19 protein-coding genes and 1 tRNA gene are annotated in these 19,383 nt (G+C 57.2%); 12 read left to right on the forward strand and 8 right to left on the reverse strand.

Annotated features, from left to right (window positions below):
* Positions 1-42: 42 nt before the first annotated feature.
* Positions 43-798 (reverse strand): hydroxyacylglutathione hydrolase, encoded by a 756-nt coding sequence (gene gloB, locus HF650_RS04790; protein WP_187801397.1) that lies wholly within the window; start codon positions 796-798, stop codon positions 43-45.
* A 33-nt stretch (positions 799-831) separates the two neighbouring features.
* Between gloB and HF650_RS04795 the strand changes: the two genes are divergently transcribed.
* On the forward strand, positions 832-1,539 hold the full coding sequence (locus tag HF650_RS04795; RefSeq protein WP_187801398.1) for a class I SAM-dependent methyltransferase: 708 nt from the start codon (positions 832-834) through the stop codon (positions 1,537-1,539).
* On the opposite strand, the gene rnhA is transcribed toward HF650_RS04795, so the two are convergent.
* Positions 1,536-2,108: a ribonuclease HI gene (gene rnhA / locus HF650_RS04800; protein ID WP_161629337.1), complete on the reverse strand. Its 573-nt coding sequence runs from the start codon at positions 2,106-2,108 to the stop codon at positions 1,536-1,538. The genes HF650_RS04795 and rnhA overlap by 4 nt on opposite strands.
* Between rnhA and dnaQ the strand changes: the two genes are divergently transcribed.
* Positions 2,062-2,793, forward strand: a complete 732-nt coding sequence (gene dnaQ, locus HF650_RS04805; protein ID WP_042712390.1) for a DNA polymerase III subunit epsilon — start codon at positions 2,062-2,064, stop codon at positions 2,791-2,793. The two genes, rnhA and dnaQ, sit on opposite strands and share 47 nt — an antisense overlap.
* A 134-nt stretch (positions 2,794-2,927) precedes the next feature.
* Positions 2,928-3,004: transfer RNA gene (locus HF650_RS04810), tRNA-Asp, on the forward strand.
* Between the two features lie 46 nt (positions 3,005-3,050).
* On the opposite strand, the gene HF650_RS04815 is transcribed toward HF650_RS04810, so the two are convergent.
* Positions 3,051-4,523 (reverse strand): NCS1 family nucleobase:cation symporter-1, encoded by a 1,473-nt coding sequence (locus HF650_RS04815; protein WP_187801399.1) that lies wholly within the window; start codon positions 4,521-4,523, stop codon positions 3,051-3,053.
* 146 nt (positions 4,524-4,669) lie between these two features.
* Between HF650_RS04815 and HF650_RS04820 the strand changes: the two genes are divergently transcribed.
* From HF650_RS04820 to puuE, 3 genes are read left to right on the forward strand one after another with little or no spacing between them, the layout of a single operon-like run.
* The gene (locus HF650_RS04820; RefSeq protein ID WP_187801400.1) at positions 4,670-5,389 is read left to right on the forward strand and encodes a GntR family transcriptional regulator; all 720 of its coding nucleotides are present in this window, start codon (positions 4,670-4,672) and stop codon (positions 5,387-5,389) included.
* A complete protein-coding gene (locus HF650_RS04825) occupies positions 5,386-6,123 on the forward strand; it encodes an aspartate/glutamate racemase family protein (protein ID WP_187801401.1) in 738 nt (245 codons plus the stop codon). The genes HF650_RS04820 and HF650_RS04825 overlap by 4 nt, the downstream gene beginning before the upstream one ends.
* A gap of 30 nt (positions 6,124-6,153) precedes the next feature.
* Complete coding sequence (gene puuE, locus HF650_RS04830) at positions 6,154-7,095, forward strand: allantoinase PuuE (protein ID WP_187801402.1); 942 nt, start codon at positions 6,154-6,156, stop codon at positions 7,093-7,095.
* Between the two features lie 33 nt (positions 7,096-7,128).
* On the opposite strand, the gene xni is transcribed toward puuE, so the two are convergent.
* The 5 genes from xni to queF all read right to left on the reverse strand — a co-directional run bounded on the left by xni (position 7,129) and on the right by queF (position 13,465).
* Positions 7,129-7,881 carry a flap endonuclease Xni gene (gene xni / locus HF650_RS04835; RefSeq protein WP_023479496.1) on the reverse strand — a complete coding sequence of 251 codons (753 nt, stop codon included), beginning with the start codon at positions 7,879-7,881 and terminating at the stop codon, positions 7,129-7,131.
* A 112-nt stretch (positions 7,882-7,993) separates the two neighbouring features.
* On the reverse strand, positions 7,994-9,361 hold the full coding sequence (locus HF650_RS04840) for an L-serine ammonia-lyase (protein ID WP_187801403.1): 1,368 nt from the start codon (positions 9,359-9,361) through the stop codon (positions 7,994-7,996).
* A gap of 57 nt (positions 9,362-9,418) precedes the next feature.
* The gene (locus HF650_RS04845) at positions 9,419-10,708 is read right to left on the reverse strand and encodes an HAAAP family serine/threonine permease (protein ID WP_187801404.1); all 1,290 of its coding nucleotides are present in this window, start codon (positions 10,706-10,708) and stop codon (positions 9,419-9,421) included.
* A 457-nt stretch (positions 10,709-11,165) separates the two neighbouring features.
* Positions 11,166-12,530: a nucleotide 5'-monophosphate nucleosidase PpnN gene (ppnN, locus tag HF650_RS04850; protein ID WP_187801405.1), complete on the reverse strand. Its 1,365-nt coding sequence runs from the start codon at positions 12,528-12,530 to the stop codon at positions 11,166-11,168.
* A gap of 89 nt (positions 12,531-12,619) precedes the next feature.
* Positions 12,620-13,465 (reverse strand): NADPH-dependent 7-cyano-7-deazaguanine reductase QueF, encoded by an 846-nt coding sequence (gene queF / locus HF650_RS04855; protein ID WP_187801406.1) that lies wholly within the window; start codon positions 13,463-13,465, stop codon positions 12,620-12,622.
* 68 nt (positions 13,466-13,533) lie between these two features.
* Between queF and syd the strand changes: the two genes are divergently transcribed.
* The 6 genes from syd (at position 13,534) to HF650_RS04885 (ending at position 19,364) form a co-directional block, all read left to right on the forward strand.
* A complete protein-coding gene (gene syd, locus HF650_RS04860) occupies positions 13,534-14,079 on the forward strand; it encodes a SecY-interacting protein (protein WP_187801407.1) in 546 nt (181 codons plus the stop codon).
* 630 nt (positions 14,080-14,709) lie between these two features.
* Positions 14,710-15,039 carry a YqcC family protein gene (locus HF650_RS04865; RefSeq protein WP_187801408.1) on the forward strand — a complete coding sequence of 110 codons (330 nt, stop codon included), beginning with the start codon at positions 14,710-14,712 and terminating at the stop codon, positions 15,037-15,039.
* Positions 15,039-15,833: a tRNA pseudouridine(65) synthase TruC gene (truC, locus tag HF650_RS04870; RefSeq protein WP_187801409.1), complete on the forward strand. Its 795-nt coding sequence runs from the start codon at positions 15,039-15,041 to the stop codon at positions 15,831-15,833. The genes HF650_RS04865 and truC overlap by 1 nt, the downstream gene beginning before the upstream one ends.
* Before the next feature lie 5 nt (positions 15,834-15,838).
* Entirely contained in the window at positions 15,839-16,288 is a 450-nt protein-coding gene (locus HF650_RS04875) for a flavodoxin (RefSeq protein WP_023479490.1), read from the forward strand.
* Positions 16,289-16,668: 380 nt separating this feature from the next.
* Positions 16,669-18,024 (forward strand): MFS transporter, encoded by a 1,356-nt coding sequence (locus HF650_RS04880; RefSeq protein WP_187801410.1) that lies wholly within the window; start codon positions 16,669-16,671, stop codon positions 18,022-18,024.
* Positions 18,024-19,364, forward strand: a complete 1,341-nt coding sequence (locus HF650_RS04885) for an enolase C-terminal domain-like protein (RefSeq protein ID WP_187802609.1) — start codon at positions 18,024-18,026, stop codon at positions 19,362-19,364. Before HF650_RS04880 ends, HF650_RS04885 begins: the two co-directional genes overlap by 1 nt.
* The last annotated feature ends 19 nt before the right edge of the window (positions 19,365-19,383 follow it).

The raw sequence follows: 19,383 nt of genomic DNA on the forward strand, positions 1-19,383 counted from the left end.
AGCGATGATAACGGCGATGTTTTGAAAAGGCAACCCGCAATGTCAGAAAGCATCTTTCTTTGCCCGTAACCAGGCGAAACGCTCCTCTGGATGTTGCAATACCCTCTCTTGATTTATTACTTCAATTAAATCAGTATCTTCCGTACGTAAAAATAAATTTATTTTCCGCTCATTTTTCAGAATTACGGGGAGTGTCTTTTCGTTTTTAGCACGTAACTCACTCACTTTCTTATAGTATTCCTGAACCTCTGCATCTTGAGGCAGTATGCTAACGGCAAACTTCATATTCCCTAAAGTGTATTCATGTGCGCAACAAATCACCGTGTCATCGGGAAGGGCATTAATTTTACAGAAGGATTGATACATCTGCATTGCCGTCCCTTCGAATAATCTTCCACAGCCGCCAGAGAAAAGCGTATCGCCGCAAAAAAGGTAAGGGAAACTGAAGAAACAGATATGTCCTAAAGTGTGGCCTGGAGTGGCGAAGACCGAGAAATCCTGGCCCAAAACGGTGACCGTATCGCCTTCGGCCACAACCCGGGTTGCGCCCTTATGTTGTGTCTCTGTTGGCCCATACACCACCACATCGGGGAAAGTCTCCCGCAGTGCCTGCACGCCGCCAACATGATCGTTATGGTGATGCGTCAGCAAAATAGCTTCGGGCTGCCACTGGTGCTCTTTAATGGCGCGCAGCACCGGGGCGGCCTCGCCCGGATCGACAATCAGGCAACGCCCGTCATCTTCGCTCAACACCCAGATGTAGTTGTCCTGAAACGCGGGAATACTGTTAAGATTCATAAATTACCTCTCAAAGCGTAGCGGAAGGTTGTAATGAAGCCGGCAAGGACTCCCCGAAAATTCGTCGCGCCCGTTAGCTGGGGCGCGCTCCCAAAAGGTGTTTATTACCGCCAGGCGCTGGAGGAGGAGCTCAAGCCATGGCTGGCGAAAATGTATGGTTTTCACCTGCTTAAGATTGGCAACCTCAGCGCGGAAATCAACCTCGAAAGCTGCGCGATCTCCCATCAGGTCAATGTCTCGCTGGCAGGCGAACCGGCGCAGGTGCGTGCGGACCCGCTCTCTTTGCCATTCGCCGAAAAGTCCGTCGATGCCTGCCTGCTGGCCCATACGCTGCCCTGGTGCCCCGATCCTCACCGGCTGCTACAGGAGGTCGATCGCGTGCTGATTGACGACGGCTGGCTGGTGATGAGCGGGTTTAATCCCATCAGCTTGTTGGGCGTCTGCAAAGCAGTGCCGTTTGCGCGCCGCTCGCCGGCCGTCAAAAGCCGAATGTTCACCCTCACGCGCCAGTTCGACTGGCTCGCGCTGCTCAATTTTGAAGTGCTTCATTATAGCCGCTTTCGCGTGTTGCCCTGGACAAAGCAGGGCGGAAAGCTGCTGAGCACGCATCTGCCGGCGTTGGGCTGTATGCAGCTGATCGTGGCCCGTAAACGCACCATTCCGCTGACAATCAACCCGTTAAAGCAGAGCCGCTCACGGGCGCGCGTGCCGCAGGCCGTTGGCGCGACACGGCAGTCTTAAGCCAGGGTTTCCGGCTGGTAACCGACATCTTCCTGAGTGGGATTCATCGCCGCCGCGCGCGCCAGTTCATCGCAGCGTTCGTTTTCCGGATGCCCGGCGTGGCCTTTTACCCACTCCCAGCGAATTTGATGCTGGCTAAGCGCTGCATCCAGCCGCTTCCACAAATCGACGTTTTTAACCGGCTTCTTATCCGCCGTTTTCCAGCCGCGCTTTTTCCAGTTGTGGATCCACTGGGTAATGCCCTGGCGCACATACTGGCTGTCGGTGCTGAGCACCACTTCGCAGTGCTCTTTTAGTGCTTCGAGGGAGACAATTGCCGCCATCAGCTCCATGCGGTTGTTGGTGGTTAAACGGTAGCCTTCGCTGAAGGTCCGCTCATGTCCGCGATAACGTAAAATGGCGCCATATCCACCCGGTCCCGGATTGCCGAGGCACGATCCGTCGGTGAAAATTTCTACCTGTTTGAGCATCTCTGGTAGACTTCCTGAGTTGAAAACGACAAGTCTGACATAAATGGCCGCTATGAGCACTGCAATTACACGACAGATCGTCCTCGATACCGAAACCACCGGTATGAACCAAATCGGTGCGCACTACGAAGGGCATAAGATCATTGAGATCGGTGCGGTCGAGGTGATAAACCGCCGCCTGACTGGTAATAACTATCACGTCTACCTGAAGCCCGATCGGCTGGTGGACCCGGAAGCGTTTGGCGTTCACGGTATCGCCGACGAGTTCCTGCTCGATAAACCGACCTTCGGCGATATTGCCGATGAGTTTATCGACTATATCCGCGGCGCGGAGCTGGTGATCCATAACGCCTCGTTTGATATCGGCTTTATGGATTATGAGTTCAGTAAGCTGAACCGTGGCATTCCGAAAACCGAAACCTTCTGCAAAATCACCGACAGCCTGGCGCTGGCGCGCAGGATGTTCCCGGGCAAGCGTAACAGCCTCGATGCGCTCTGCTCGCGTTACGAAATAGACAACAGCAAGCGAACGCTGCACGGCGCGCTTCTCGACTCCCAAATTCTTGCCGACGTCTATCTGATGATGACCGGCGGCCAGACATCGATAAAGTTTTCGATGGAGGGCGAGAACCAGAATCAGTCAGGCGAAGCGGGGATCCAGCGCGTTGTGCGCCAGGCAAACAAACTGCGCGTTGTTTTAGCCAGTGATGAAGAGCTGATGGCCCATGAATCGCGCCTCGATTTAGTACAGAAAAAGGGTGGAAGTTGCCTCTGGCGCGGCTAAATTCATTTATTAACCGTGAAAAATCAGTCGGTGGGCGATTTTTGCAGCAAACGATTCAAAACAAGAGAAAAAGCGTTGACGGCATCAGGCGCAATACGTAATATGCGCCTCGTTCCCTAACAGGAACACAACGCGGAGCGGTAGTTCAGTCGGTTAGAATACCTGCCTGTCACGCAGGGGGTCGCGGGTTCGAGTCCCGTCCGTTCCGCCACTATTCAGAAGGCCTGAATCAGCAATGATTCAGGCCTTCGTCGTTTCTACTCCTTCACTACCGCGCGCTGGGCGATAAACCCGCTCTCCACGCCCGCACGCTCATGGCGCGCCAGCCAGCAGTAACAGCCCGAGCCGAGAAAGACGCCGATAAACCAGCTGAAGTTTGCCACTTCGTGAAGCGCCGGAATAAAGCTAATCACCAGGCCTACCATCACCGACGGCAGCAGCGCAGCAATCGCTTTCGGGTTAAAACCGTTTTTGTACCAGTAACGCCCGCTTGGGGAGACGGTAAAGAGATCGTCGACAAACACTTTGCCGCGCTTAATCAGGTAGAAGTCCGCCAGCAGAATGCCGAACAGCGGGCCGATGCAAGCACCGAGCACATCCAGCGTGTAGTGGATCAGCTCCGGCGACTGGAACAGATTCCACGGCGTCAGTAGCACGGAGCCGACTGCCGCAATCATCCCTCCGGTACGGAAGCTGATCTTCTGCGGTGCGCAGTTGGAAAAATCAAACGCCGGCGAGACGAAGTTCGCGACAATATTAATGCCGATGGTCGCGGTGATCATGGTCAGCAGGCCAATCGCCATCGCCAAGTCGCTGCCGACGTGGCTGACGGTTTCAATCGGATCGGTGATCATTTTGCCAAACAGGGATTGCGTTCCCGAAACAATAACCACCGTCACAATCGAGAAGAGCAGGAAGTTAAAGGGCAGTCCCCAGCGGTTGCCGCGACGAATATCCTGCATGCTTTTGCCGTAGCGGGAGAAGTCACCAAAGTTAAGCAGCGGGCCGGAGAAGTAGGAGACCACCAGCGCCGTGGCGGTGATCATCTGCCACGCCTGCTCGCCGGGAGTCAGCGTTTTGCTGGCAAGGGTAAAGGAGATGCCATCAAATCCGGTCTGGTAGAGGATCCAGCCCGCCAGCGCCATCATCACCACATAGACCGCCGGTCCGGCAACATCAATAAAACGTTTGATCGCGTTCATACCATGCCAGAAGACCAGCGCCTGTAGCGCCCACATAATGCCGAAGCAGATCCAGCCCAGCGCCGACAGCCCCAGAAAGTGGCTGCTTGTCAGTGCGCCCAGCGAAGGCCAGAATTTGAGCGCCACCAGCATCAGGGCATTGGCGGCGAGATAGGTTTGAATACCGTACCAGGCGAAGGCGATAAGCCCGCGGATCACCGCCGGAATATTGGCACCGAAGACGCCAAATGCCTGACGGCAAATTACCGCATAGGGTACGCCGGTCATCTGGCTCGGCTTCGCCACCAGGTTTGCACAGAGCTGCACAATACAGATCCCCACCAACAGGCAGAGCAGCACCTGCCAGCTGGCAAGCCCTAAGGCAAAGAAGCTGGCGGCAACCACATAGCCGCCCATGCTGTGCACATCGGACATCCAGAACGAAAAGATGTTGTACCAGGTCCAGTTCTGCTGGCGAGTCGGGGCAAGGTCCTCGTTGGTCAACCTTGGGCTATAACGAGCATCGTACTGCGGTTCAGGGTTTGGCATGGAATCTGCTCCTTTAAATAGCGATAGCGTTCATAGGTCTGCTATCGGCTATTGCATTAACCAGGCCAGGTTTGGATTTTTTGTATACAAGATGCATAAAAAACGTATACAAAAAAGGCAATGCTGCGACACACAGGAATCAGGTTATGAACCACTACACGGGGCTACAGGCACCTGCGGATCGGGAAGAGAGAGAGCATTTCATCTGGCAATCGCTGTTAACGGCCATTGTTGAGCACCAGTTGCCGCCGGGCAGTAAGCTGCCGGAAGAGGCGCTGGCGGAAGTATTTGGTGTCAGCCGCACCGGCATTCGTAAAGTGCTCACGCGCCTTGCAACGGTGCAAATGATCACCATCGCGCCCAGACGCGGTGCATTTGTCGCGAATCCTGGCATCGAGGAGTCAAAAGAGATCTTCGCCACACGCAAAATGATCGAGTGTGCCAACCTGCCTCAGGTGCTTGCGCATCTGCAACCGCCGCATCTGGCAGCGCTGGAGGCGACCATTGGCGAGGAGGAAGCGGCACACAAGCAGCATGATGGCGCAGCGGCCATTCGCCACTCGGCGGCTTTTCATATTCAACTGCAGGCGATATCGGGCAATGCGGTAGTGACCGACATTATCACCACCCTGACGCAGCGCTCCTCGCTGGTGATTGCCGCCTGGGGCGCGCCGTGGCAGCAGGGCTGCCGCTGTCACGATCACGATGCGTTAATCGAACTGTTACGTAACAAAGACCTGGCGGGCCTTGAGCACGCCATGGCGCACCACTTCGACCACATTGTTTCCAGCCTGCGCTTTGAGCGCAGCGGCGAAACGCTGCCCGATTTTACCCGCCTGTTTGGCACCCGAGGAGAGCCGCAATGAGCGCATTTTGTATACAGGTAATCAACCCCAACACCAGCCCGGAGATGACCGAAACCATTGCCAGCGCCGCGCGCCGCATCGCCTCGCCGGGCACAACCATTCTCGCCAGCTGCCCGACACAGGGCGTGGAGTCAATTGAGGGGCATTTCGACGAAGCGATTGCCGCCATTGGCGTGCTGGAGCAGGTCAAGCAGGGCAAAGCGCAGGGTGCGCAGGGGCATGTGATCGCCTGCTTTGGCGATCCGGGATTGCTGGCGGCGCGCGAGCTGGCGAGCGGCCCGGTTATTGGCATTGCCGAAGCGGCGATGCATATGGCGACGCTGGTGGCGACGCGCTTCTCGATTGTCACCACGCTGCCGCGCACGGTGATCATCGCTCGCCATTTACTGCGCCAGTATGGCTTTGAACATCACTGCGCTGCGCTGCACGCCATCGATTTACCAGTGCTGGCTCTGGAAGATGGCACGGGTCTTGCTCAGCAAAAGGTACGCGAGCGTTGTATACAAGCCAAACGTGAGGATGGAAGCGGGGCGATTGTGCTGGGGTGCGGCGGTATGGCGAACCTTGCCAGTGAGCTGACGCAGGAGTTGGGCATCCCGGTGATCGACGGCGTAACGGCGGCGGTCAAAATGGTTGAATCCCTGCTCACCCTCGGTTTTGGCACCAGTAAATATGGCGATCTCGCGTATCCCAATAAAAAGCCGCTTTCAGGATGCTTCGATATGCTCAGTTGAAGGCGGCCCCGGTTAAGAGGTCGAATCAGCATGCAAGCAGCAACCGAGACTCCCTTCTGGCACTTTACTGCCGACTACCCGCGCGATATGACGGGCTACGCTGGCAAACCGCCGCACGCACAGTGGCCGGGCGGCGCGCGCATCGCCGTGCAGTTTGTGCTTAATTTTGAAGAGGGCGGCGAGAACCATGTTCTGCACGGCGACAGCGGCTCGGAGCAGTTTCTCTCCGACATCATCGGCGCGGCCAGCTACCCGGCGCGTCATATGTCGATGGACTCCCTCTATGAGTACGGTTCGCGCGCCGGTTTCTGGCGCATCCATCAGGAGTTTCAGCTGCGCGGCCTGCCGTTAACGGTGTTTGGTGTGGCGATGGCGCTGGCGCGCAACCCGGCAATCGTCGAGGCGATCAAGGCGGCGGATTATGACGTGGTGAGCCACGGCTGGCGCTGGATCCACTATCAGGATCTCGATATCCAGACCGAGCGCCAGCATATGCAGCAGGCGATTGAGATCCTGCAAACGCTGTTCGGCAAACGCCCGCTCGGCTGGTATACCGGGCGCGACAGCCCCAATACCCGCGCGCTGGTGGTGGAGCAGGGGGATTTTCTCTATGACAGCGACTACTACGGCGACGATCTCCCCTTCTGGACTACCGTCGGCGAGAAACCGCATCTGATTGTGCCCTACACGCTGGATGCCAACGACATGCGCTTTGCCACCGCGCAGGGGTTCAACACCGCCGAGCAGTTTTATACCTATCTGAAAGATAGCTTCGATGTGCTCTATGCCGAGGGCGAAACGGCGCCGAAGATGATGTCGATCGGCATGCACTGCCGCCTGCTGGGGCGGCCGGGACGGTTTCGTGCCCTGCAGCGTTTTCTTGATTACGTGCAGAGCCACGACAAGGTGTGGATCTGCCGCCGCCAGGAGATCGCCGAGCACTGGCTGAAACATCACCCCTATAAAGCGTAACCGGCCTGCTGCCCGCCAGTGCGCGGGCGAAGGTTAGCGCGTCAGGCGCAGCTGCTGCAGGTTGCCATCAAGCTGTAAATCCGTTTGCAGACGCGCGACATCCCGGCAGATAAAGGCCATCTCGCGGTGCGCCTCCAGCTTCTGCCGCCACTTCTCAGGCACCTCGGCAAGGTTGTCATATAGCGCTTCCAGCGTCGGAAAGGTGCTGAGCAGCTGGGTGGCGCTTTTCGGCCCAATCCCGGCGACGCCCGGCACTTTTGAACTGCTGATGCCCGCCAGCCCCCAGTAGTCCGGCAGTTGCTGCGGGGTGACGCCATACTCCTGGTCAATAAACGGCGCATCGAGCCAGCGTTTCTGGAAGTAGTCGCGGATGCGGATGGTGGGTGAGAGCAGCTGGCAGTAGCCTTTGTCCGTCGAGACAATCGTTGCCTCTTGCCCCGCCTGCGCCATTTTCACCGCCAGTGTGGCGGCGAGATCGTCGGCTTCATTGCCCGGCGTTGCCCAGCAGCGAATGCCGCGCTGCTCAAACGCCGCGCGCAGGGCGGGCATCTCCTGATGCAGCGGCTCCGGCATCGGTGGTCGGCCTGCTTTATAGTCCGGCAGCAGCTGGTGTCGCCAGCCCTGATTGCGCGCTTCATCATCGAATACCGCCACCGCGTGTGTCGGCTGGCTATGCACAATCAGCTGCTCGAGCGCGTGCAGGCAGGTCTCCGCGCAGGGAGACCCCTGCACTGCGTGAATACGGCGAATCAGATTGAGTGCGTCGACAATAAGCAGATGAGCCACGGATACCCTCCTTGTAAGCGAGCGCTAAGGGTAACATTGCCCGCTTTTTGAGGCTATGAAACGGTGACTATTCAGGAAGATGCCTCGCAAAACGAGGCATCTGTCAGGCAGGTTAATCGCAGGTAACGACCTTCATCGCCAGCCCACCGCGGGAGGTTTCGCGGTACTTGGCGTTCATATCTTTCCCGGTTTCGTACATCGTCTCGATTACTTTATCTAGGCAGACGCGCGGCTCGCTGGTGCGGCGCAGCGCCATACGCGCAGCGTTCACCGCTTTAACCGAGGCAATCGCGTTACGCTCAATGCAGGGCACCTGCACCTGGCCGGCGACGGGATCGCAGGTCAGACCGAGGTTGTGCTCCATACCGATTTCCGCCGCAATGCACACCTGCGCCGGGCTGGCACCAAGCAGCTCAGCCAGGCCAGCCGCCGCCATTGAGCAGGCGACGCCCACTTCGCCCTGGCAGCCCACTTCCGCGCCGGAGATAGAGGCGTTCATCTTATAGAGCGAGCCGATGGCGCTGGCGACCAGCAGATAGCGCGCCAGCGAGTTAGCGTTCACTTCGCGGATAAACTTGTCGTAATAGGCCAGCACCGCCGGGACAATGCCGCAGGCACCGTTGGTCGGTGCGGTCACTACGCGGCCACCGGCGGCGTTCTCTTCATTGACCGCCAGCGCGAACATATTGATCCAGTCGACAACTGCCATCGGATCGGTGGTGGTTTTATCACTGCTGACCAGCATGCGGCGCAGTGCAGCGGCACGACGCGGTACGCGCAGTCGGCCTGGCAGCACGCCTTCGGTGTTGATGCCGCGCTCAATGCCGCCGTGCATCACCTCCCAGACACGCGCCAGGTGCTGCTCCAGCTCCTCTTTACTGTGCAGCGCCAGCTCGTTTTTCATCATCAGGCCGGAGAGGGAAAGCCCGCTCTCCTGGCAGTGACGCTGTAAATCGGCTGCGTTTTTATAGGGGTAAGGCACCTCAACCGGCGCGCTGGTGGTCTGGCCGAAGTGCGCTTCGTCGACAATAAAGCCGCCGCCAATCGAGTAATAAGTCTGGCTGTAGAGCACCGTTTCGCCCGCCAGCGCGGTAATGCGCATGCCGTTCTCATGCAGCGAGAGGTTATCAGCATGGAAGTTCATGCAGCGATCGACCGGGAACTCCACTTCATGCTCGCCGTTCGCCAGCAGCAGGCGGCCATGCGTATTCACATCCTGAATAAAGGCCGGGATCGCATCAATATCGACGCTATCCGGCAGGTTGCCGGCCAGGCCCATAATAATGGCGATATCCGTATGGTGACCTTTGCCAGTCAGGGAGAGCGAGCCGTAAACATCGACCACCACGCAGGTGACATCGCGCAGCAGGCCGCGGGCAATCAAATCGTCGGTGAACTGTTTGCCGGCTTTCATGGGGCCGACGGTGTGCGAGCTGGAGGGGCCGATACCGATCTTAAAAATATCGAATACGCTGATCATAACGCGTTATCCATGACAAAGAGGGATCGCGCCGCCCGGCTGGACGGCGCGCAGAGATTAGCTGAACAGGGAGTAGAAAATCGCGGAGATAGCGATAAGACCCATAATCACAATGAAGACGTTGCTGATGTGGCCGCTGTATTTACGCATCGCCGGAACGCGGGCAATGGCGTACATCGGCATCAGGAACAGGATCATGGCGATAATCGGGCCGCCCAGCGTTTCGATCATGCCGAGGATGCTCGGGTTCCAGGTGGCAACCGCCCAGGTGGTCAGCAGCATGAAAAGCGCGGTAATGCGGTTCAGCTTGTTGATTTCAATGGTTTTACCTTTGCTACGCAGGGATTTAATCACCATACCGTTGAAACCTTCACGCGCGCCGAGATAGTGGCCGAGGAAGGATTTGGTGATAGCAATCATTGCGATGATCGGTGCCATCCAGGCGATGATCGGCGCATTAAAGTGGTTAGCCAGGTAGGAGAGAATCGAGATGTTCTGCTCTTTTGCCGAAGCCAGATCGGCCGGTGCCAGGCTCAACACGCAGCTGAAGACAAAGAACATCACCGTCAGCACCATCATGATGTGAGCGAAGGCCAGAATGCGGGAGCATTTACGTTCTGCTTCTGCGCCGTACTCTTCACGTTTCGCCACGGCGAACGAAGAGATGATCGGTGAGTGGTTAAAGGAGAAGACCATGACCGGAATTGCCAGCCACAGGGTCATCCACAGGCCATTGCCGGTAGCAGACGCGCTGTTGAAGGAGAGCGTTTCCAGCACTGCGCCGTTCCACTGCGGGATCAGGTAGACCGCCAGCAGCATCAGGGCGATAACAAACGGGAAGACCAGAATGCTCATCGCTTTAACAATCATCTGCTCGCCGAAGCGCACGATGGTCATCATACCAACGATCAGAATCAGGGAGAGAATGGCGCGTGGCGGCGGCGTCATGCCCAGCTGGTGGGTCATAAAGCTGTCGACGGTATTGGTGATCGCCACGCTATAGACCAGCAGAATCGGGTAGATGGCGAAGAAGTAGAGCAGGGTAATCAGTTTACCCGCGCCGATACCAAAATGTTCTTCCACCACTTCGGTGATATCTTCCCCGGGATTTTTACCAGAGAGCACAAAGCGGGTCAGGCCACGGTGTGCGAAGTAGGTCATTGGGAAGGCAAGGATTGCCATGATGATCAGCGGAATCAGTCCGCCTACGCCAGCGTTGATGGGCAGGAACAGTACGCCAGCGCCAATCGCGGTACCGTAGAGGCCTAGCATCCACATGGTGTCGGTCTTACGCCATGCGCTCCGCGTTCCGGTTGAAGCCAGATTACTGGTTTGAGTCGTTTCCATTGGTAAATCTCCTGGGAAAATCAAAAAGCTGCCATTTAGACAAATCGATTGCCATAGACGCCAGCGGTAATATTTTATCCGGTTGATCGCGGCTATTTTTATAATTTCTTACCGCAATTATTTGCGGCGGAAAGATACATGTATGTTATGACTCTATCAGTGATCAGGATCGCAATTGCAATAATCCACTTCTTAAGTGGGCATATTTAGACCATCTGTCTGCTTATCCAAAATCATCTGAGATTTATGGGCGCGAAGGCTATCACCCGCCAGATATGCGATCAAACTCACAGCGGCGAAAGACGATAAAAGCGCTGTAGATCATCCCATTAGCAGTGATTTATCGACTTTTAAGCCAACTGAAGTGGATTATTACCTTGTGCAGGGTAGGGGCATTGCGACGCGAAACGCGTGAAGGTATAAGGGCGGCTTATGGCCGCCCGGTGAAAAGCGAGGATCAGGCGCAGATTTCGTAGCAGGGGATATAGGCCGAGCCGGGGAGTTTCATGCGGTGCTGGGCGACAAAGCCCTGCAGCAGATCGTCCATCCGACGCATCATGTCACTGTCGCCATGAATTTTGTAAGGGCCGAACGCTTCAATGGCACGAATGCCGTGCTCTTTGACGTTGCCCGCCACAATGCCGGAGAAGGCGCGACGCAGATCCGCCGCCAGCACTTCGACGGGTTGATCCGGGTAGAGCTTCAGGTTGGCCATATTTTCATGGGTCGGCTCGAACGGCACCTGCAGATCCGGCGCAATGCGAATCGACCAGTTGAAGCTGTAGGCATCGCCGGTTTCACGACGATTCTCTTTCACCTGCGGCATCGCCTTTTTCATCTGCCGCGCCACTTCGGCCGCATCGTTAATGATAATGGTGTAGTGGCGGCGCGCGGCTTCGCCCAGCGTGTTGACGATAAATTCATCCAGCACACGGAAGTAGTCAGCGCTCTCTTTTGGCCCAGTGAGGATTAGCGGCAGCACCTGGTTTTTGTTCGCCGGGTTCATCAGAATCCCCAACAGGTAGAGCAGCTCCTCCGCCGTGCCGACGCCGCCTGGGAAGATAATAATGCCGTGGGCGATACGCACAAACGCTTCCAGACGTTTTTCAATGTCCGGCATGATGATCAGCTCGTTAACCAGCGGATTTGGCGGCTCTGCGGCGATGATCGATGGCTCGGTCATGCCGATAAAACACCCCTCTTTATAACGCTGCTGCGCGTGGCCGACCGCCGCGCCCTTCATCGGCGCTTCCATCGCCCCCGGCCCGCAGCCGGTGCAGATATTCAGCTCGCGCAGGCCAAGCTGGGTGCCGACGCGGCGCGCGTAGAGGTACTCGGTTTCGTTAATCGAGTGGCCGCCCCAGCAGACCACCATGCTCGGCGCTTCGCCGACGTGCAGAGCACGGGCGTTACGCAGAATCGAGAAGACCAGGTTGGTGATATGGGTTGAGCTCTCCATATCGAGATGCTGAAAGCGCCCGGCGTTATGGATCTGGCCGTTCACAAACAGGATATCGCGCAGCACGGCAAACAGGTTGGCCTGCAGCGCGCGGATCAGACGCCCGTCAACAAACGCCTCTTCCGGGGGGTTAATCAACTCCAGCTTGACGCCGCGTTCACGGCGCAAGACGTTGATATCAAAACTTTCGTTACGGGAGAGCAGCTCTTTGCTGCTGTCGGTCTGGCTCCCTGAGTTCAGTACAGCGAGCGAACAGTTGCGAAACAGTTGATACAGGTCGCTGCTGGCCGTGCGTTTAAGCATATCGACTTCCAGCTGCGACAACATATCCATCGAGCCAAGCGGGCTAATATGTGTAATCAAGTGAACTCCTTACGGGACGAAAATTTTATCTTCCCTGCTGATTACAATAGCCCTGGCTTATGACGTTTAACAACCTGCCAACGCATGTTTTACTGGCGCGCCAGCCGCCCGGTTGCCGGAACGAAGCTGGTGTTGCTGCGCCACGGGTTGATATCGAGGCCGCCGCGTCGGGTGTAGCGCGCGTATACGCTGAGGGATTCCGGCTGGCAGAAGCGCTGAATATCCATAAAGATGCGCTCAACGCACTGCTCGTGAAACTCATTGTGATGGCGGAACGAGACCAGATAGCGCAGCAGTTTTTCCCGGTCGATTTGGCTCCCGCGATAGTGGATCTGTACTGAGCCCCAGTCCGGCTGGTGGGTTATCAGGCAGTTCGATTTCAGCAGATGGCTAACCAGCGTCTCTTCCACCACCTCGCCACGCGCGGCGTCGGTTAACAGCGCGGCATCAAACTCATAGTTATCGATAGCGATATCCTGATCGTCGATGCAGAGGCCAGCGAAGCGGGCAACCGGCTCGCCTTCCAGTTCATCAACGCGGTAGAGCGTGACGCTTACCGCACCCTGCGCGCAGGCGCTGAGATCGCGTTGCAAAGTGCTGCGTACTTCATCCCAACTGGTGAAACGGGTCTGGTTAAAGCTGTTGAGATAGAGCTTAAAGCTTTTAGACTCCACCAGATTGAGGCTGGCGTAATCCAGCTCCACCTGGCCGACCGCGACCTGCGGCAGCCCGTTGGCATTGAGCCAGGAGAGCTCGTACAGCGTCCAGATATCCGCGCCGTGAAAAGGGAGGTTATCAGCCTTCAGCCCAAGGGGATCGCGGTTGAGGGAGCGCGGCACGCCTTGCAGCAGGCTGGCGTCATAGGTGTCGCGGTAGTCTGTGGTTTTGCCCAGCGTCAGGCCTGAGAGCGCCTGGTGGTTATCATAAGAAGACATGTTTCATCGCCATTTTGCAGGTAAACTATGGCGCAAGTTTATCCTGGCTTAAGTAAAGAGAGAAATCGGTGGAAAAAGAGACGGCTCAGGCGCTGAAAGCCTTTACGGAACGTTATTGCGATGCGTGGCATGCGGCGCACGGCAGTTGGCCGCAGAGTGAGGAGCTGTATGGCGTCCCTTCGCCCTGCATCATCTCTTCCACTGAGGAGGCTGTTTTCTGGCAGCCGCAGCCCTTTACGGCGCAGCAGAATGTCCACCCCGTTGAACAGGCGATGGAGATCGTGATACAACCGCCGATCCATGCGTTCTATACCACGCAGTTTGCCGGTGATATGGGCGCGCGGCTGGGGAATATCAGCCTGACGCTGCTGCAAACCTGGAGCGAGGCGGATTTTGTCCGGGTACAGGAAAATCTGATTGGGCACCTGGTGACGCAGAAAAGGCTCAAATTATCACCTACACTTTTTGTTGCCACGCTCGATAGCGAGCTGGATGTCATTTCGGTTTGTAACCTGACAGGTGAAGTGGTGCAGGAGACGCTCGGTACGCGTAAACGCACACGTTTGGCCAACGCCCTGCCTGACTTTCTTACCCAGCTCGAACCCATCGTGTAAGCCCTAAGCCTATATCCCGTGTGAGAGATCTCTTACACAGGCTGTAGGAGATCGGCTGTTCGTATTCTATAACTCACGTGAGTTATCGTTATTTAAATAATTAGAAATCATAATGTTAATGCGATAACTCATGGCATTGCTGGCCTGTTTCGGCATAGCTTTGTCGTTAAGTCTCCTTGTAAGACAGGCCGGAATACGTAATTCTATCTCTTGTCGACACGGAGTCTGACTAAGAGACGTACATCAGGATGATGTTGTTTCTGGACACACCGGGAAGGTGCTTCACGGACAGACTTCAGGACGAAGTGAAAGGAAATCGCCGGAGTGCGTTAAAGGACACCTCCAGGACGGAGAATGAGAGCCGGTCAGGATGCACGGTAGATCAGGAGGATCCAGGACACGCTTTAAGGATAAGGCCAGGTCACATCGGGGTGGTGTGAGCATGATGCGCTGTTTAAGGATGAACGGGTCAGGAGACCGCAGGAAAAGTTTTCATGGATGAGCAGGGAGCACACGGGTAGCCGGATAGCTGCGAAACGAACCGGGAGCACTGTTTTTACAGTGCTCCCTTTTTTTATTTCTCCCGCTCTTTGCTATGCTGCGCGCCAGTCTGATTAAACGGGGGCTTTTATGACTCAACATCAACGCGTGCGCCAGCAGCTTCAACTGATTGAAGCGCAGCTGCGCGAGCACGATCTCTGGCAAACTACTGCCCCGGCGCTGAGCGCCTTCGAGAGCACGCAACCCTTCTGCATGGATACCCTCGCGCCCTTTGAGTGGCTGCAATGGGTGCTGATCCCACGTATGCACGCGCTGCTCGACAGTAAGCAGGCGCTGCCGCAGGCGTTTGCTATCGCGCCCTATTACGAAATGGCCCTTGAGGCGACACACCCCTCCCGCGATGTGATGCTGGCTCATCTCCAGCAGCTTGACGCCCTGTTTGCCGACGAAACGCACTGATGCTGGAGATAATCTACCAGGATGAGTGGCTGGTTGCCGTCAACAAACCCTCCGGCTGGCTGGTGCACCGCAGCTGGCTCGATCGCGACGAAAAAGTGGTGGTGATGCAGACCGTGCGCGATCAGATTGGACAGCATGTCTTTACCGCCCATCGCCTCGACAGACCGACTTCCGGCGTTCTGCTGATGGGCCTTTCCAGCGAAGCGGGGCGGCGTTTATCCCAGCAGTTTGAGCAGCACCAGATGCAGAAGCGCTACCACGCCGTCGTGCGCGGCTGGCTGATGGAGGAGGCGCTGCTCGACTATCCGTTGGTCGAAGAGCTGGATAAAGTGGCGGATAAATTTGCCCGCAGCGACAAAGATCCGCAGCCTGCCGTGACCCACTATCGCGGCCTTGCCACCACCGAGCTGCCGGTCGCGATCGGTAAGTTTCCCTCCACGCGCTATGGGCTGGTCGAGCTGGAGCCGAAAACCGGACGTAAACATCAGCTTCGCCGCCATCTCTCCCATCTGCGCCACCCGATTATTGGCGACAGCAAGCATGGCGATCTGCGGCAGAACCGCAGCGCGGCGGCGCATTTTGGCCTCAACCGCCTGATGCTGCACGCCAGCCAGTTAAGCCTTACGCACCCCTTTACCGGCGAGGCGCTAACCCTGCGCGCCGGCTTCGATGCGGTGTGGATGCAGGCGCTGGATCAGTTCGGCTGGCGAGGGCTTCTCCCTGAGAATGAAAGGGTTGAGTTTAGCGGGCTCAGCGGTCAGGATGAGGGCAATCTGGAATCACGCAAGGAGTAATAAGCATGGCGAATATAGGCATTTTTGTCGGCACGATGTACGGCAATTCGCTGCTGGTAGCGGAAGAAGCGCAGGCGATTTTAGAAGCCCAGGGCCACACGGCAAAGGTGTATGAAGATCCCGAGGCGGCGCAGTGGGAGAGCAACAAAGGCAACTACGCGCTGGTGGTCACCTCCACTACTGGCCAGGGCGATCTACCGGACAGCATCGCGCCGCTGTTTCACTACCTGCGCGACACCGTCGGCTACCAGCCCGAGCTGCGCTATGGCGTGATTGCGCTGGGCGACAGCACCTACAGCCACTTCTGCGGCGGCGGGAAAAAGTTTGATGCGCTGTTGCAAGAGCAGGGCGCGCAGCGCATCGGCGAGGTGCTGCTGATTGACGCCAGTGAAGATCCGGAGCCGGAAAGCGTCTCCAACCCGTGGGTTGAGCAGTGGGCAAGCCTGCTGAAATAGGCCCGTCTCCCTCCCGCGTGCCGGGAGGGTTAGCCTCTTTTCACCCCCCGTCAAGCGACGCCATTCACACTCTTCGCACCTGACCCGCGCTTTTACTCCGCCGTTTATCGTCTGTTTCAATTTTCGTGAAATACCCCCCATCGTCCTGGGCTAATGCCCCAAATCCGCGCTGACCTGCCGCCGAATGTTGTGTTGATGCACGGTGAGAGTTAGCAGACCGCTTTTTATACTCCTTGAGCCAGTTAATAAAGTCGCCTGCCGTGGAGTATAAACGCGTCGGGCCGCGGCATAAAAAGAGCGACAGCGTTCTGTCTACCCCTACAGGTTGCGCCGTACAGGATGCATGTTGAAAAGAACATCTATGCTTCGGGAGTACAACCATGAGTGCATTAAGCCAGGCGGCGAGCGGCGCTGAAAAGCGCACAAATGCCCGCTACTGGATCGTGGTGATGCTATTTATCGTCACATCCTTCAACTACGGCGATCGCGCTACGCTATCGATTGCTGGCTCGGAAATGTCTAAGGCTATCGGCCTTGATCCTGTCGGGATGGGGTATGTCTTCTCCGCCTTCTCCTGGGCCTATGTCATTGGCCAGATCCCGGGCGGCTGGCTGCTGGACCGCTTCGGTTCGAAACGCGTCTACTTCTGGTCCATCTTTACCTGGTCGCTTTTTACCCTGCTGCAAGGGTTCGTCGATCTCTTCAGCGGCTTTGGCATTATCATCGCGCTCTTTACCCTGCGCTTTATGGTCGGCCTGGCAGAAGCCCCCTCATTTCCGGGCAACAGCCGCATAGTTGCCGCCTGGTTCCCGGCGCAGGAGCGCGGGACGGCGGTCGCCATCTTCAACTCCGCGCAGTACTTTGCCACAGTGATCTTTGCGCCGATCATGGGCTGGCTGACCCATGAAGTGGGCTGGTCGCACGTCTTCTTCTTTATGGGCGGGCTTGGGATCTTCATCAGTTTCCTGTGGCTGAAAATGATCCACGAGCCGAACCAGCATCCGGGCGTCAACAAAAAGGAGCTGGAGTATATCGCCGAGGGCGGAGCGCTGATCAACATGGATCAGAAGAGCAACCAGCAGAAGGTGCCCTTTGCCCAGAAGTGGGGCCAGGTTAAACAACTGCTCGCCTCGCGCATGATGATCGGCGTTTATCTTGGGCAGTACTGCATTAACGCCTTAACCTACTTCTTTATCACCTGGTTCCCGGTCTATCTGGTGCAGGCGCGCGGCATGTCGATCCTGAAAGCGGGCTTTGTCGCCTCGATCCCGGCGATCTGCGGCTTTGTCGGTGGCGTGCTTGGCGGGGTGATCTCCGACTGGTTAATGCGCCGCTACGGATCGCTGAACGTGGCGCGTAAAACGCCCATCGTGCTGGGGATGCTGCTCTCGATGAGTATGGTGTTCTGTAACTACACCGATTCAGAAACCCTGATTATCGCCTTTATGGCGCTGGCCTTCTTCGGCAAAGGCATCGGTGCGCTCGGCTGGGCGGTGATGGCGGATACCGCACCGAAAGAGATCAGCGGCCTGAGCGGCGGCCTATTCAATATGTTCGGCAACATCTCCGGCATCGTGACGCCGATTGCGATTGGCTACATCGTTGGCACCACCGGCTCGTTTAACGGCGCGCTGATCTACGTTGGCGTTCATGCGCTGGTGGCGGTGCTCAGTTACCTGGTGCTGGTGGGCAATATCAAACGCATCGAACTTAAACCCGTAACAGGACGCGAATGATGAATACACAAGCCACACCAGTTATCACCGATATGAAGGTGATCCCGGTTGCCGGGCACGACAGCATGCTGATGAATATCGGCGGCGCGCATAACGCTTACTTCACCCGCAATATCGTGGTGCTGACGGACAGCGCCGGGCATACCGGCGTGGGTGAAGCGCCGGGTGGAGAGGTGATCTATCAAACACTGGTCGATGCCACGCCAATGGTGGTAGGGCAAGAGATCGCCCGACTCAACAAAGCGGTGCAGCGGGTGCACAAAGGCAACCAGGCGGCGGATTTCGACACCTTCGGTAACGGGGCGTGGACCTTTGAACTGCGCGTCAACGCCGTGGCGGCGCTGGAAGCAGCGCTGCTCGACCTGCTCGGCAAAACCCTCAATGTCCCGGTGTGCGAACTGCTGGGGCCGGGCAAACAGCGCGATGCCGTGACCGTGCTCGGCTACCTCTTCTATGTTGGCGATCGCACCAAAACCGATTTGCCCTATCTGGAAGCCACGCCGGGCAGCCACGAGTGGTACCGGCTGCGCCATCAGGAGGCGATGGGCAGTGAGGCAGTGGTGCGCCTCGCCGAAGCCTCGCAGGATCGTTACGGCTTTAAAGATTTCAAACTGAAGGGTGGCGTGCTGCCGGGCGAGCAGGAGATTGACACCGTGCGCGCGCTGAAAAAGCGCTTCCCCGATGCCCGCATTACCGTCGATCCCAACGGCGCCTGGCTGCTCGACGAAGCCATCCACCTCTGTAAAGGGCTGAACGATGTGCTGACCTACGCGGAAGATCCCTGTGGCGCGGAGCAGGGCTTCTCCGGACGTGAAGTAATGGCGGAGTTTCGCCGCGCTACCGGTCTGCCGGTCGCCACCAATATGATCGCCACCAACTGGCGAGAGATGGGCCATGCGGTGATGCTCAACGCGGTCGATATTCCGCTTGCCGATCCGCACTTCTGGACCCTCTCCGGCGCGGTGCGCGTCGCGCAGTTGTGCGACGACTGGGGCTTAACCTGGGGCTGCCACTCCAACAACCATTTCGATATTTCGCTGGCGATGTTTACCCACGTTGCTGCCGCAGCACCGGGCACGCCAACGGCGATTGATACCCACTGGATCTGGCAGGAGGGCGACGCGCGCCTGACGAAAGAACCTTTGCAGATCCGCGAGGGCAAAATCGCCGTACCGGAGGCGCCGGGTCTTGGCGTTGAGCTGGACTGGGCGCAAATTGAGAAAGCGCACGCGATCTATAAAACCTTGCCGGGCGGCGCGCGCAATGACGCCGGCCCGATGCAGTACCTCATCCCTGGCTGGACGTTTGATAAAAAACGCCCGGTTTTTGGACGGCACTAAAAGAGCAAAAGGATATAAA

Origin of the sequence: Kosakonia sp. SMBL-WEM22, from assembly GCF_014490785.1 — a bacterium.
Classification (GTDB): Bacteria; Pseudomonadota; Gammaproteobacteria; order Enterobacterales; family Enterobacteriaceae; genus Kosakonia.

What these genes read in the sequence shown, in the direction of transcription:
- gloB (WP_187801397.1), bottom strand. Translation starts at nt 798, where the DNA reads ATGAATCTTAACAGTATTCCCGCGTTTCAGGACAACTACATCTGGGTG.
- HF650_RS04795 (WP_187801398.1), top strand. Translation starts at nt 832, where the DNA reads ATGAAGCCGGCAAGGACTCCCCGAAAATTCGTCGCGCCCGTTAGCTGG.
- dnaQ (WP_042712390.1), top strand. Translation starts at nt 2,062, where the DNA reads ATGAGCACTGCAATTACACGACAGATCGTCCTCGATACCGAAACCACC.
- HF650_RS04815 (WP_187801399.1), bottom strand. Translation starts at nt 4,523, where the DNA reads ATGCCAAACCCTGAACCGCAGTACGATGCTCGTTATAGCCCAAGGTTG.
- HF650_RS04820 (WP_187801400.1), top strand. Translation starts at nt 4,670, where the DNA reads ATGAACCACTACACGGGGCTACAGGCACCTGCGGATCGGGAAGAGAGA.
- HF650_RS04825 (WP_187801401.1), top strand. Translation starts at nt 5,386, where the DNA reads ATGAGCGCATTTTGTATACAGGTAATCAACCCCAACACCAGCCCGGAG.
- puuE (WP_187801402.1), top strand. Translation starts at nt 6,154, where the DNA reads ATGCAAGCAGCAACCGAGACTCCCTTCTGGCACTTTACTGCCGACTAC.
- HF650_RS04840 (WP_187801403.1), bottom strand. Translation starts at nt 9,361, where the DNA reads ATGATCAGCGTATTCGATATTTTTAAGATCGGTATCGGCCCCTCCAGC.
- HF650_RS04845 (WP_187801404.1), bottom strand. Translation starts at nt 10,708, where the DNA reads ATGGAAACGACTCAAACCAGTAATCTGGCTTCAACCGGAACGCGGAGC.
- queF (WP_187801406.1), bottom strand. Translation starts at nt 13,465, where the DNA reads ATGTCTTCTTATGATAACCACCAGGCGCTCTCAGGCCTGACGCTGGGC.
- HF650_RS04865 (WP_187801408.1), top strand. Translation starts at nt 14,710, where the DNA reads ATGACTCAACATCAACGCGTGCGCCAGCAGCTTCAACTGATTGAAGCG.
- truC (WP_187801409.1), top strand. Translation starts at nt 15,039, where the DNA reads ATGCTGGAGATAATCTACCAGGATGAGTGGCTGGTTGCCGTCAACAAA.
- HF650_RS04875 (WP_023479490.1), top strand. Translation starts at nt 15,839, where the DNA reads ATGGCGAATATAGGCATTTTTGTCGGCACGATGTACGGCAATTCGCTG.
- HF650_RS04880 (WP_187801410.1), top strand. Translation starts at nt 16,669, where the DNA reads ATGAGTGCATTAAGCCAGGCGGCGAGCGGCGCTGAAAAGCGCACAAAT.
- HF650_RS04885 (WP_187802609.1), top strand. Translation starts at nt 18,024, where the DNA reads ATGAATACACAAGCCACACCAGTTATCACCGATATGAAGGTGATCCCG.